The organism is Hoeflea ulvae, from assembly GCF_026619435.1.
In the GTDB taxonomy this organism is placed as follows: Bacteria; Pseudomonadota; Alphaproteobacteria; order Rhizobiales; family Rhizobiaceae; genus Hoeflea; species Hoeflea ulvae.
The window spans coordinates 2,307,091-2,319,159 of the sequence record NZ_JAOVZQ010000001.1 but is presented as its reverse complement, the minus strand read 5'-3'; the positions used below and the strand labels follow the sequence as shown (position 1 = coordinate 2,319,159).

At 61.1% G+C, this 12,069-nt stretch carries 12 protein-coding genes; 10 read left to right on the top strand and 2 right to left on the bottom strand.

Annotation, left to right across the window (positions count from 1 at the left end):
- Positions 1-9: 9 nt before the first annotated feature.
- Both OEG82_RS10935 and OEG82_RS10930 read left to right on the top strand, forming a co-directional pair.
- Positions 10-1,281, top strand: coding sequence for an SAM-dependent methyltransferase (locus tag OEG82_RS10935; RefSeq protein ID WP_267612484.1), 1,272 nt, complete (start codon positions 10-12; stop codon positions 1,279-1,281).
- A gap of 261 nt (positions 1,282-1,542) precedes the next feature.
- Positions 1,543-3,837, top strand: coding sequence for an arginine/lysine/ornithine decarboxylase (locus OEG82_RS10930; protein ID WP_267612483.1), 2,295 nt, complete (start codon positions 1,543-1,545; stop codon positions 3,835-3,837).
- 106 nt (positions 3,838-3,943) lie between these two features.
- On the opposite strand, the gene OEG82_RS10925 is transcribed toward OEG82_RS10930, so the two are convergent.
- A complete protein-coding gene (locus OEG82_RS10925; RefSeq protein WP_267612482.1) occupies positions 3,944-4,372 on the bottom strand; it encodes an organic hydroperoxide resistance protein in 429 nt (142 codons plus the stop codon).
- Between the two features lie 125 nt (positions 4,373-4,497).
- Between OEG82_RS10925 and OEG82_RS10920 the strand changes: the two genes are divergently transcribed.
- The 3 genes from OEG82_RS10920 to OEG82_RS10910 all read left to right on the top strand — a co-directional run bounded on the left by OEG82_RS10920 (position 4,498) and on the right by OEG82_RS10910 (position 6,754).
- Positions 4,498-4,968 (top strand): MarR family winged helix-turn-helix transcriptional regulator, encoded by a 471-nt coding sequence (locus OEG82_RS10920; RefSeq protein WP_267612481.1) that lies wholly within the window; start codon positions 4,498-4,500, stop codon positions 4,966-4,968.
- Between the two features lie 138 nt (positions 4,969-5,106).
- Positions 5,107-5,856, top strand: coding sequence for an SDR family oxidoreductase (locus OEG82_RS10915; RefSeq protein WP_267612480.1), 750 nt, complete (start codon positions 5,107-5,109; stop codon positions 5,854-5,856).
- Positions 5,857-6,055: 199 nt separating this feature from the next.
- A complete protein-coding gene (locus tag OEG82_RS10910; protein ID WP_267612479.1) occupies positions 6,056-6,754 on the top strand; it encodes a 3D domain-containing protein in 699 nt (232 codons plus the stop codon).
- On the opposite strand, the gene OEG82_RS10905 is transcribed toward OEG82_RS10910, so the two are convergent.
- The gene (locus OEG82_RS10905; protein ID WP_267612478.1) at positions 6,751-8,895 is read right to left on the bottom strand and encodes a molybdopterin-containing oxidoreductase family protein; all 2,145 of its coding nucleotides are present in this window, start codon (positions 8,893-8,895) and stop codon (positions 6,751-6,753) included. The two genes, OEG82_RS10910 and OEG82_RS10905, sit on opposite strands and share 4 nt — an antisense overlap.
- 84 nt (positions 8,896-8,979) lie before the next feature.
- Here OEG82_RS10905 and OEG82_RS10900 point away from each other — a divergent pair, with 84 nt between their 5' ends.
- The 5 genes from OEG82_RS10900 to OEG82_RS10880 all read left to right on the top strand — a co-directional run bounded on the left by OEG82_RS10900 (position 8,980) and on the right by OEG82_RS10880 (position 12,058).
- Positions 8,980-9,831 carry a 23S rRNA (adenine(2030)-N(6))-methyltransferase RlmJ gene (locus OEG82_RS10900; protein ID WP_267612477.1) on the top strand — a complete coding sequence of 284 codons (852 nt, stop codon included), beginning with the start codon at positions 8,980-8,982 and terminating at the stop codon, positions 9,829-9,831.
- Positions 9,832-9,900: 69 nt separating this feature from the next.
- Positions 9,901-10,323 carry a hypothetical protein gene (locus OEG82_RS10895; RefSeq protein ID WP_267612476.1) on the top strand — a complete coding sequence of 141 codons (423 nt, stop codon included), beginning with the start codon at positions 9,901-9,903 and terminating at the stop codon, positions 10,321-10,323.
- Positions 10,324-10,343: 20 nt separating this feature from the next.
- Positions 10,344-11,039: a ribonuclease T2 family protein gene (locus OEG82_RS10890; protein ID WP_267612475.1), complete on the top strand. Its 696-nt coding sequence runs from the start codon at positions 10,344-10,346 to the stop codon at positions 11,037-11,039.
- A gap of 39 nt (positions 11,040-11,078) precedes the next feature.
- Positions 11,079-11,675 carry a glutathione S-transferase gene (locus OEG82_RS10885; RefSeq protein ID WP_267612474.1) on the top strand — a complete coding sequence of 199 codons (597 nt, stop codon included), beginning with the start codon at positions 11,079-11,081 and terminating at the stop codon, positions 11,673-11,675.
- Positions 11,672-12,058: a diacylglycerol kinase gene (locus tag OEG82_RS10880; protein WP_267612473.1), complete on the top strand. Its 387-nt coding sequence runs from the start codon at positions 11,672-11,674 to the stop codon at positions 12,056-12,058. The genes OEG82_RS10885 and OEG82_RS10880 overlap by 4 nt, the downstream gene beginning before the upstream one ends.
- Positions 12,059-12,069: the final 11 nt, after the last annotated feature.

The window sequence follows — 12,069 nt, the reverse complement described above, 5'->3', positions numbered from 1 at the left end:
GGAGTCGCCATGTTTTCGCTATACAGACTTCTTGACAAGGCAATCCAGAAAGGCCGGCTGACACTGACTGACGCCAGGGGCGTGGTGCATGAATTCGGCGGCAAGGAACCCGGCCCCGAGGCCGCCATCCGCTTCACCTCAAAGGCCGCGGAATGGAAAATCCTTCTCAATCCCGAGCTCAATGCCGCAGAAGCCTATATGGATGGCGACCTGGTGGTGGACCGCGGCAGCATCCATGATCTGATCACGCTGTTTTACGCCAACAAGCGCCATTTTGACCTCACGCCCAGCCAGATATTCTGGCGCGGACTGTCCCGCAAGATCCGCCGGTTCCAGCAAAACAATGTGCTCTCGCGGGCGCGCGCCAACGTCAAGGCGCATTACGATATCGGCGAGGATCTCTACCGGCTGTTTCTCGACAGCGACATGCAATATTCCTGCGCCTATTTCCCCGAAGGCACCGCGACAATCGAACAGGCGCAGACGCTGAAAAAGCGGCATATCGCGGCCAAGCTCAACCTCAAGGACGGTCAGCGGGTGCTCGATATCGGTTGCGGCTGGGGCGGGCTGGCGCTCTACCTCGCCCATGTCGCCGATGTCGAAGTGCTGGGCGTCACCCTGTCGGAACGGCAATTGACAGTCGCCCGCCGGCGCGCCGAAATCCTTGGGGTCAGCGACCGGGTCAAGTTCGAGCTGATCGACTACCGCGAAGTCGAGGGCACTTTTGACCGGGTGGTGTCGGTCGGCATGCTCGAGCATGTCGGCGTGCAGTTTCTGGCTCCCTATTTCCTCACCGTGCGCGACCGGCTCAGCCCGGATGGCGTGGCGCTGATCCATTCGATCTCGTCGAAGGCGCCGCCCGGCGTCACCGGTCCCTTCATCCGCAAATACATCTTTCCCGGCGGATATGCCCCGTCGCTGTCGGAAACGGTGGAAGCCCTTGAACCCACTGGCCTGTGGCTGCTCGATTGCGAGATCTGGCGCTGTCATTACGGCTATACATTGCAGCATTGGCGCCATCGCTTTCTCGACAACCGCGAGGCGGCGGTGGAGATCATGGGCGAACGCTTTTGCCGGATGTGGGAGCTCTATCTGTCGATTGCCGAATGCGTCTTCCTGCAGGGCTCGAGCAATGTGTTCCAGCTGCAGATCGGTCGTGAACGCGACGTCGTGCCGATCACCCGCGACTATATCGGTGCGGAGGAAGCGCGTCTTGCGGACCGCGAGAGAGAATTTCTGGGCCGCGTCACGGCCAGCGCGAAGCAGGCGCTCGACGAATGATGTCCGCCTCAGCCTGCCCGCACAGGACCGCGCGCGCCTCCTGTCTCCAGCCATGAATTGGGCCAGCCGGGTGTGAGCGCTTGCCGCTCTGCGCCCTGCCCCGCCGCAGGCGTCCCGTGACCTCAACGAGCGGATTCCCATGCAGCATCACACCAGGAACGCATTCGGCCTTAAATGTTGCGCACAAGCCGTCAAATCGATTCCGGTTGCAGGGCTTATGCTGTAGGAACGCAGACACTGTTTTCCCGTTAGGACGCTGCCATGAAGTTTCGCTTTCCCATCGTCATCATCGACGAAGATTTCCGCTCTGAAAACTCGTCGGGGCTCGGCATCCGGGCCATGGCGCAAGCCATTGAAAACGAAGGGTTCGAGGTTCTGGGCGTGACCGGTTATGGGGATCTGTCGCAGTTTGCGCAGCAGCAGTCGCGCGCCAGCGCCTTCGTGCTGTCGATCGATGACGAGGAGTTCAGCCCCGGACCGGATCTTGATCCGGCAGTGCTCAATCTGCGCAATTTCATCGAGGAAGTGCGCTGGAAGAACGCTGATGTCCCGATCTACATCTATGGCGAGACCAAGACCAGCCGGCATCTGCCCAACGACATCCTGCGCGAGCTGCACGGCTTCATCCACATGTTCGAGGACACGCCGGAATTCGTGGCGCGCCACATCATCCGGGAAGCCAAGAAATATCTCGAAGGCATCAAGCCGCCTTTCTTCAAGGCCCTGCTCAACTATGCCGAGGACGGCTCCTATTCCTGGCACTGCCCCGGGCACTCGGGCGGCGTGGCGTTTCTCAAGAGCCCGATCGGGCAGATGTATCACCAGTTCTACGGCGAGAACATGCTGCGCGCCGATGTCTGCAACTCGGTGGAAGAGCTCGGCCAGCTTCTCGATCACAACGGCGCCATCGGGGCGTCGGAGCGCAATGCCGCGCGGATCTTCAACGCCGACCATTGCTTCTTCGTCACCAACGGTACCTCGACCTCGAACAAGATGGTCTGGCACCATACTGTGGCGCCCGGCGACGTGGTGGTGGTGGACCGCAATTGCCACAAGTCGATCCTGCACTCGATCATCATGACGGCGGCGGTGCCGGTGTTTCTCAAGCCGACCCGCAACCATTACGGCATCATCGGCCCGATCCCGCAGAGCGAGTTCGAGATCGAATCCATCAAGGCCAAGATCCGCGCCAATCCGCTGCTCGAAGGCGTTGACGCAGACACGGTCAAGCCGCGGATCATGACGCTGACGCAATCGACCTATGACGGGGTGCTGTACAACACCGAAACCATCAAGGACCTGCTCGACGGCTATGTCGAGAACCTGCATTTCGACGAGGCCTGGCTGCCGCACGCTTCGTTCCACCCGTTTTACGGCAGTTACCACGCGATGGGCCGCAAACGTGCCCGGCCGATGCATTCGGTCACCTATGCGACGCAATCGATCCACAAGCTGCTGGCCGGCATCAGCCAGGCCAGCCACGTGCTGGTGCAGGACAGCCAGGACACCAAGCTCGACCGGCATCTGTTCAACGAAGCCTATCTGATGCACACCTCGACCAGCCCGCAATATTCGATCATCGCCAGCTGCGATGTGGCGGCAGCAATGATGGAGCCTCCCGGCGGCACCGCGCTGGTGGAGGAAAGCATCGCCGAGGCACTGGATTTCCGCCGCGCCATGCGCAAGGTCGACGACGAATTCGGCGATGACGACTGGTGGTTCCAGGTCTGGGGACCGCCGCTCGAACTGGCCGAAGAAGGCATTGGCCGCACCAAGGACTGGGTGCTCAAGAGGACCGATGCCGATGGCGTGCACCAGTCAGACGGCGAGGATTCCTGGCACGGCTTCGGCGACATGGCGCCGGGCTTCAACATGCTCGACCCGATCAAGGCGACGCTGATCACGCCGGGGCTCAATCTCGACGGGCGGTTTGAAGACACCGGCATCCCCGCCTCGATCGTGACCAAATACCTGGCCGAGCATGGGGTGGTGGTCGAAAAAACCGGCCTCTACAGCTTCTTCATCATGTTCACCATCGGCATCACCAAGGGCCGCTGGAACTCGCTGCTGACCGAGTTGCAGCAGTTCAAGGACGATTACGACCAGAACCAGCCGATGTGGCGGGTGATGCCCGAGTTCTGCGCCAAGCAGCCTCGCTACGAGAAGATGGGCCTGCGCGATCTGTGCCAGCATGTGCACGCGCTCTACGCCAAATATGACGTGGCGATCCTGTCGACCGACATGTATCTGAGCGATCACACACCGGCGATGAAGCCGAGTGATGCATTCGCCCATATTGCCCAGCGCACGACACAGCGGGTGCCGATCGACGAGCTTGAGGGCCGCATCACCACCAGCCTGGTGACCCCCTACCCGCCCGGCATTCCGCTGTTGATCCCGGGTGAGGTGTTCAACACCAAGATCGTGGAATATCTCAAGTTCAACCGCGAATTCGCGCATGAATGCCCCGGTTTCGAAACCGACATCCACGGCCTGGTGCAGGAGGCCGGCGACGACGGGGTGGTGGCCTATTATGCCGACTGCGTGGCGGCCTGAAGCTTAGGCCTGAGGCCATGCGCCTGACGGGCGACTGAATACGCAAAAGCCCGGACCATGATCGATCCGGGCTTTTGTCGTTCATTCGTCAGATCTACGTGTCGGGTCAGACGAGCTCGGGCGTGATGTCGAGCGTGCCGGACGTGGCATGCGAATAGGGGCAGACCTTGTGTCCGCCGGCGATCAGATCTTCGGCGACCGATTTTTCGACACCGGGCAACGACACCTTGATCTTGACGTCGAGGCCAAAGCCCAGATCCTCGCGCGGGCCAATGCCGACCGTCACATTGACGGTGGTGTCGTCAGGCACATCGACCTTCTTCTGAGCGGCGTAAAAACGCAGCGCGCCGAGATAGCAGGCGGCATAGCCGGTGGCAAAGAGCTGCTCGGGATTGACGCCGTCGCCACCCGGGCCACCCATTTCCTTGGGAACCACCAGATTGACGTCAACGGCGCCATCATGGGTGCTGGAATGACCGTCGCGACCGCCGCCGGTGGCCGTGGCATTTGTGGAGTAGACAATCTTGGTCGGCATGGAGAGCTCCTTATATTGCTTACGATTAAATCGTGTGCGATATTAATCCCTGTGCCGGCGGAGTGTCAACTGCTTGCGATTGACCGGCCCGCGAAATAAAAGGCCTGCGCAATGGAGTTTCGACGATGACTGAACAGCCCGAGGCCGGCAACCGCAGCATGGCGGTGGAGGAAATGCTCTGCTTTGACCTCTATTCGACCCACCACGCCGTCGGCCAGGTCTACAAGCCGCTGCTGGCGCCGCTGGGGCTGACCTATCCGCAATATCTGGTGCTGACCATCCTGTGGGCCAGCGACAACCTCACCGTCGGCGCCATCAGCGAGCGGCTGTATCTGGAATCCTCGACGCTGACGCCGCTGATCAAGCGGCTGGAAACACAGGACCTGGTCACGCGCAAGCGCGATGCGGCGGATGAACGCAAGGTGCGGGTAACGTTGACCGGAAAGGGCGCAGAGCTGCATCAGGCCGCGCGGCACATTCCCGACTGCATCATGGAGGCCTTCGGTCTGCCGCTTGCCGATCTGGTCAAACTGCACGATGTGCTCGGCACCGTCCGCGCCGCCCTGCTGTCCCGGCAAACAGAACCGGCGCAGTAAAGCGTGCGAACCGGGCAGATCTCAATGCTGGAAGCTGGCTTCACTGCAACGGCAGCGGCTGGTTTCGGGTGCTCAAATCGGGTGGCTGCCTCGCTCTCCTCTGCCTAAGCATCGGCTCTCGCAACACAGGAGAGCAGCATGCGACTTGAGGGAAAAACCATCATCATCACTGGCGCCAGCAGCGGCATCGGCGCGGCGGCCGCCGAACTTTTTGCCGCCGAAGGCGCCAATCTGGTTCTGGGCGCACGCCGGGACACCGAATTGGCGCTGATCGCCGGGAAAATCGGCGAGACCGGCCGCAAGGCAAAATGGCTCGCCGGCGACATCTCAGACGGCACCTACCACAAGGCGCTGGTCGATCTGGCGACGGCAGAATTTGGCGGACTTGACGGCGCCTTCAACAATGCCGGAACAACCGGGGAAATGGGCCCGATCCCGGACATGTCGCCCGAAACATGGGAAATGGTCATTGCCACCAACCTGACCGGCGGGTTTCATGCCGCACGGCATCAGATTCCGGCCATGAAGCAGCGCGGCGGGTCGATTGTCTTTACCTCGTCCTTTGTCGGCCACACCATCGGACTTCCCGGCATGGGCGCCTATGCCGCCTCAAAGGCAGGGCTGATCGGCCTTGTCCAGGTGCTGGCAGCCGAACATGGTGCAGACGGCATTCGCGCCAACGCGCTGCTGCCGGGCGGCACCAGGACCGCAATGGCGGGCGACGATCCGGCGTTTCATGACTGGGTGAAGGGGCTGCATGCGCTCAAGCGGATGGCAGAGCCCGAAGAAATCGCGCGCGCGGCGCTGTTTCTGGTGTCCGATGAATCGTCATTCGTGACCGGCAGCGCGCTGCTGGCCGACGGCGGCAACTCGATCAACAAGACCTGATGCGAAAGCCTGCCGGCGCTGCGTCGGCAGGCTTTTGGCAGTCATGAAAGCGTCAGGCCCGTCGCAGCCACACCTTGGTGTCGTGAAAGGCGGTGCCGGCCAATACCTAATGTACATTTTGCCCATATAATCAATTGAACTAGAATTACAATATGTATAAAATTACCTTTCCGCAGAAAATAAATAAGGAGAATCAATTATGTATAAATATAGATCAGCTATTCTTATTGCAATTATCCTTTTTATAACTAACCCATACGCTTCGCATTCTCAGGATTTCGATATCTCAAATAGCACCAAAGTAAAGCTTTGGGCAACATTCTACTACGCTCTCAAGCTTGAGGAATACACACAAGACGACGCGGTTCCAATCCGGAACATGCAGGATCAAGTCATCGGGCCCAAGATCCAGGCGTCCGACTGGTGCAAGGGCGCCATCGAGGGTACAATACATGTGGCATCTCAGGTCTTCAACTATGCAGGCGTCCGCAATCCGAAACAGGCAGATTGCCCTCATAAGTCCAGTTCCAGAGTCCGGTGGACATTGGCAAAACATCCCTATGGAGACGGATCAAGAGGCAACCCCCTGCTCCCTTTCAAGACACTGGCATGTGATCTGGGCACGGTGGAAAATTCGGAACCATGGCTCAATGGCGGCTATGCCAAATTTGGGCAAAGAATTTACATCCCAGCCGCAAAAGGCATAGCGCTACCCAACGGCCAGACACATGACGGTATTTTTGAATGCGGCGATGTGGGCGGAAAAATCACCGGCAACCACATAGACGTTTTCCTTGGAGCGGTGAGCGGCGGCTATTCCAATGCGGCTCAACTCAATCCGTTCAATTTCGTTAAAAGCGATCCGGGGAAAACTTTCGATGGCTATGTCTTGAACTAGACCTCTGCCCGTCGCAGCCACACCTTGGTGTCGTGAAAGGCGGTGCCGCCATAGGGGGCGCAGGAATCCGCGCCGGTGAGCGTGTTGATGCCCTCGCCGGCTTCAAAGGCGGAATTGGGCCAGAGACCTTCATGGATGACGACGCCGCGACGCTGGCCGGCATCGAGCCCGGCATGCATTGCAACCTCGCCCCGGCCATTGCCGAGCTGCACCCGGTCGCCATCAGCGATGCCGAGTGCGGCCGCGTCGTCCGGATGGATCATCAGCTCGGGCCGTTTCTCCTTGGCCGTTGAAGACGGCGTTTCGGCAAAGGTCGAATTGAGAAACGACCGCGCCGGCGAGGTTGCCAGCCGGAACGGGTGGTCGGCATCTGCGCTCTCGATCAGGTCGACATGATCGGGAAACTCAGGCAGTTGGTCCACCGGCCCCTGCGGACCCATGCGTTTGGGCGGCTTGTTGGCGGCCGGGGTGCCGGTCCAGTCGGGCCGGAAGCGGAATTTGCCGTCCTTGTGGCCAAAGCCGTCAAGAAAATGCGCGGTGTTGAAATCGGGCTGCAAATCGGCCCATTTGTCGGCCTTGAAGCTGTCGAAATCACCCATGCCGCGTTTTTTCAGCATGATGTCGATATGCTCACGTTCGGTCAGGCCGAAGCCTTCGCGGTCGCTCACGCCCAGCCGCTTGGCCAGCCCTTCGATCACGTGATGGTTGGGCTTTGGCCCTTCAGGCGGATCGACCAGCTTTGGGCCCAGAACAATGTGCTGATGGCCGCCGCCGCGATAGATGTCGTCATGCTCGAGAAACATCGTGGCGGGCAGCACCACGTCGGCGAGTTTTGCGCTGTCGGTCATGAACTGCTCATGCACGGCGACAAACAGATCCTCGCGTTTGAAGCCTTCAATGACCTTGCGCTGCTCGGGCGTCACATTGGCGGGATTGGTGTTCTGGATCAGCATGGCGGTGATCGGCGGACCGCCATTAAGCGCCTCGGCCTCGCCGGTCAGCACCCGGCCGATCTTGGACTGGTCGAGCCAGCGCAGGCTTGGGTCAAAATGCTTGCGGCCCTCGAGCAGCGTCTTGTCGAGCCGGAAAATATCGGAATTGGAATGAAACGCCCCGCCGCCTTCATACTGGTAGCTGCCGGTCACCACCGCCAGCGACAGCGCTGCATGCATGTTGACAGCACCATTGCGCTGGCGGGTAAAGCCGTAACCGAGCCGGAAAAAGCTCCGCTTGGTGGTGCCGACCAGACGCGCAAAAGCTTCGATTTCGGCCACCGGCACACCGCAGATCGCCTCGGCCCATTGTGGCGTCCGGTCCTGCAGATGTGATTCAAGACCTGCCGGGTCGTCGCTGTATTTGTTGAGATAATCGCGATCGGCCAGGCCCTCGCGAAACAGCACATGCATCACCGCGCAGGCAAAGGCACCATCGGTGCCGGGCTTCAGCAGCACCTTGATGTCGGCCTGTTTCATCGTCGGCGTGTCATAAATGTCGATGACGACGATCTTGGCGCCGCGCTGCTTGCGGGCGCGCATGGCGTGGGTCATGACATTGACCTGGGTGGAGACCGCATTGGTGCCCCAGATCACCACGCAGTCGGATTTGGCCATCTCGCGCGGGTCAGAACCACGCAGCGCACCTGCGCCCATGGTGAAGCCGGTCCAGGCCAGGTTGGTGCAGAAACTGTCGAACTGGTTCGAGTAGCGCTTGGCGTGGCGCAGCCGGTGGATGCCGTCGCGCTGCACAAGCCCCATGGTGCCGGCGTAATAGTTGAGCCAGACGGTCTCGGAGCCGAATTTGCTTTCCGCGCGGTCGAATTTCTCGGCGATGAGATCGAGCGCTGCCTCGAAACTGGCATCCTTCCACTGCCCCTCGCCCTTGGCGCCGGCGCGGATCAGCGGCTTGAGCAGCCGGCCGGGATGGTTGATCCGCTCGGCATAGCGCGCCACCTTGGCGCAGATCACGCCGGCGGTATAGCTGTTGCCGGCCGCGCCACGCACCCGGCCGATGCGGTTGTGCGACAGCAGCTCCACTTCCAGCGCGCAGGTGGACGGGCAATCATGCGGACAGGCGGAATGGCCGATGGCGGCAACTGCACCGGAATCGATGAGGGCGGAATCAATGGGGGTCGCGTCGTTCATGCTTTCTCTATAAGAGAAATCGCGACACCGCGCCACGCCCGCCCGGCTTCATCAGATCAATTCAGGGACAGATTACGTCAAACGATGAATTACCGTCACAGCTACCATGCAGGCAATTTCGCCGATGTGCTCAAGCACACGGTGCTGGCCCAGATCGTCAATTACCTCAAACACAAGGATCAGGCGTTCCGGGTGATCGACACCCATGCGGGCATCGGCGTCTATGATCTGTCGTCGAACGAGGCGCAAAAGACCGGTGAATGGCGCGAAGGCATCGGCCGGCTGACGAAGGCGGCGATGTCGGACGAACTCAAGGCTTTCCTGGCGCCCTGGCTGGAAGCGGTCGAGACGCTCAATCCCGAGGGCGGCGTTCGCCACTACCCCGGATCGCCGAAACTTGCACGCATGCTGATGCGCAAGCAGGACCGGCTGACGGCAATAGAGCTTCATCCCGCCGACGCCACCCAGCTTCGCAAGGTTTTTGCGGGCGACCACCAGGTGCGGGTGATCGAACTTGACGGCTGGCTGGCGCTGGGCGGTCATCTGCCGCCCAAGGAAAAGCGCGGCCTTGTGCTGATCGATCCGCCCTTCGAAGAGGATGGCGAATATGACCGGATGGTCGACGGGCTGGCCCGCGCCACGCGGCGTTTTCCCGGCGGCACCTATATGCTGTGGCACCCGATCAAGGCCGACAGCCAGTTGACCGCCTTCGACAAGAAACTGGTCGCGCTCGGCCGGCCGCGCACGCTCTCGGTGCGGCTGCTGACGCGCGACAACCGGACCGCGCCGGGGCTGAACGGATCCGGACTGGTGATCGTCAATCCGCCGTTCACGCTGGAAGCCGAGCTCAAAAAAATCCTGCCCGAACTTGCCCGCCTGCTGGCCCAGGGCCCGGGCGCCGTGTCGGACATGAAGATGCTTGTTGGCGAGACCTGAGCCTTGCTGCTTGCCCAAAGGCGGTGGCACGCCTTATACCGTGACTCGCATCCCGTTTGGAGAACCGTTATGACCATGAAGAGCTTGATCCTTGCATTCACCGTGGCCTTCGGCATGTCGCTTTCGGGCTTTGTCAGCCCCGCTGCGGCCTTCACCGGCGGCAATTTCCCGTCTTGCGATGCGCCACAGGTACTCACCCATATCCAGAAGCGCTTTGTCTGGACCGACACCCATGTGTTGCAGCGCGGTCTCGCCATCGAGCAGATCGAACAGCCGCACCGCAACAAGAGCCGCATCGGTGACCAGTACTGGTCGATCCCGCGGCTCTATTGCCACGGCACCGCGCGCATGAATGACGGCAGCAAGCGCCCGATCTGGTGGCTGATCGAAGGCGGCATGGGATTTGCCGGCCTGCGCGACAATCTGGAATTCTGCATCTCCGGGCTTGATCCGCTCAAGGTTTACGGCGCCTGGTGCCGCTCGGTCCGCTGATTGCACGCCTGATGCACGCCATGCTGATCAGATCGATCCTGGTTTTGGCGGTGCTCGTGCTTGCCGCCTGCTCCGACGATGGCGCCCCGCCGGCGCAGGCCGACACCGGGGCGGCGGTTTCAGTGCCTGCGGATCTGCCGCTGGGCACCGGGTTCGATTTCTACGTGCTGGCCATGTCATGGTCGCCGGCCTATTGCGAGATCGAGGGCGCAGGCGCCAATCAGCAGCAATGTGACGAGGATCGCGACTTGCGGTTCGTCATTCACGGGCTGTGGCCGCAATTCGAGAAGGGCTACCCCGAATTCTGCGCGACCGGCGAGCCCGACAGGGTGCCGTCCAGCCTGGGGCGCGACTACACCGACATCGTCCCTTCGATGGGCCTGATCGGGCACCAGTGGCGCAAGCACGGCTCCTGCTCCGGCCTGTCGCAAAAGGATTATTTCCGCGTGCTGCGCGCCGCCAGCGACCGGGTGAGGGTCCCGGCAGAGTTTTCGATGAGCAATTTGCCGGCGCAGATGGACGCGATGGAGGCGGAAGCAGCCTTTGTCGGGGCCAATCCCGGCATGGCGGGCGACGGCATTGCCATATCATGTACGCGCGGGATGCTGCGCGAAGTCCGCATATGCCTGACGCCATCGCTGGATTTCCGCGCCTGCGGCGATGTCGACCGGGGTGGCTGCAGGGCCACCAATCTCGAGGTTCCCGAGCCCGACTGACCAGCGCCGCCTGTTTGAAAACCACGAAAGACCTGATCCATGAAAATCCTTTACTCCCCCGCCTCGCCCTATTCCGCAAAGGTGCGGATGGCTGCCAAGTTCGCGGGCATCGACGCCGACGGCGTGCTCACCGACACCAATGCGCTCGAAGGCGAGCTGATCGACAGCAATCCGCTGGGCAAGATACCGACCCTGATCACCGATGAAGGCCAGTCGATCTATGACAGCCGGGCGATCATGCAGTTTCTCGACCGCGCCGGCGGCAAGCGGCTTTACCCGCGCAATGCGGCCAAGCGCACCGATGTCGAGGTTCTGGAAGCGCTGTGCGACGGCATCTGCGATTGCCTGCTGGTGATCATGTATGAGCGCCGCTTCCGGCCGGAAGAAAAAATCCACCAGGAATGGATCGACAGGCAGTGGACCAAGGTTACCCGCGGGCTTGATTACCTCGAAGCCAACCTGCCGCGGACGACAAAATCCCTCAATGGCGGGCATTTTGCGCTGGCAGCGCTGATGGCCTATCTCGGCCTGCGCTTTGCCGGGCAATGGGAACGCGGCCGCCCCAAGCTCAAACGCTGGAACGCGAAATTCGCCGGCAATTTTCCGGAACTGGACGCGATGCGGCCAAAGGCGTGAGCGAACGGCCGCAAAAACAGGGCGGAATCGGCCATGTGTTTGCGGCCGCCCGTTACTCCCTGGGCGGGGTCCGGCGGTTGTGGCGCGAGACCGCGTTCCAGCACGAGACGCTGGCCTTTTCGCTCGTCCTCGTGGTTTTTGGGTTTGCCGGTGCGCCGCTCTGGGGCTTTGTCGGGGCGATCCTGCTCTATTTGCTGACCGTCTCGATCGAGGCGCTGAACACGGCGATCGAAGAAATCACCGACCATGCCTCGCCTGACTATTCGATCATGGCAAAACACGCCAAGGACCTTGGATCCTTCGCGGTTTTCTGCCTGCTGGTGGCCAATGCGATCTGGGCCGGCTTCGTGCTGTGGACCCGATGGGCGCCTGCTCAATTTTGATGCGTCGGCGG

What these genes read in the sequence shown, in the direction of transcription:
- OEG82_RS10935 (WP_267612484.1), top strand. Translation starts at nt 10, where the DNA reads ATGTTTTCGCTATACAGACTTCTTGACAAGGCAATCCAGAAAGGCCGG.
- OEG82_RS10930 (WP_267612483.1), top strand. Translation starts at nt 1,543, where the DNA reads ATGAAGTTTCGCTTTCCCATCGTCATCATCGACGAAGATTTCCGCTCT.
- OEG82_RS10925 (WP_267612482.1), bottom strand. Translation starts at nt 4,372, where the DNA reads ATGCCGACCAAGATTGTCTACTCCACAAATGCCACGGCCACCGGCGGC.
- OEG82_RS10920 (WP_267612481.1), top strand. Translation starts at nt 4,498, where the DNA reads ATGACTGAACAGCCCGAGGCCGGCAACCGCAGCATGGCGGTGGAGGAA.
- OEG82_RS10915 (WP_267612480.1), top strand. Translation starts at nt 5,107, where the DNA reads ATGCGACTTGAGGGAAAAACCATCATCATCACTGGCGCCAGCAGCGGC.
- OEG82_RS10910 (WP_267612479.1), top strand. Translation starts at nt 6,056, where the DNA reads ATGTATAAATATAGATCAGCTATTCTTATTGCAATTATCCTTTTTATA.
- OEG82_RS10905 (WP_267612478.1), bottom strand. Translation starts at nt 8,895, where the DNA reads ATGAACGACGCGACCCCCATTGATTCCGCCCTCATCGATTCCGGTGCA.
- OEG82_RS10900 (WP_267612477.1), top strand. Translation starts at nt 8,980, where the DNA reads ATGAATTACCGTCACAGCTACCATGCAGGCAATTTCGCCGATGTGCTC.
- OEG82_RS10895 (WP_267612476.1), top strand. Translation starts at nt 9,901, where the DNA reads ATGACCATGAAGAGCTTGATCCTTGCATTCACCGTGGCCTTCGGCATG.
- OEG82_RS10890 (WP_267612475.1), top strand. Translation starts at nt 10,344, where the DNA reads ATGCTGATCAGATCGATCCTGGTTTTGGCGGTGCTCGTGCTTGCCGCC.
- OEG82_RS10885 (WP_267612474.1), top strand. Translation starts at nt 11,079, where the DNA reads ATGAAAATCCTTTACTCCCCCGCCTCGCCCTATTCCGCAAAGGTGCGG.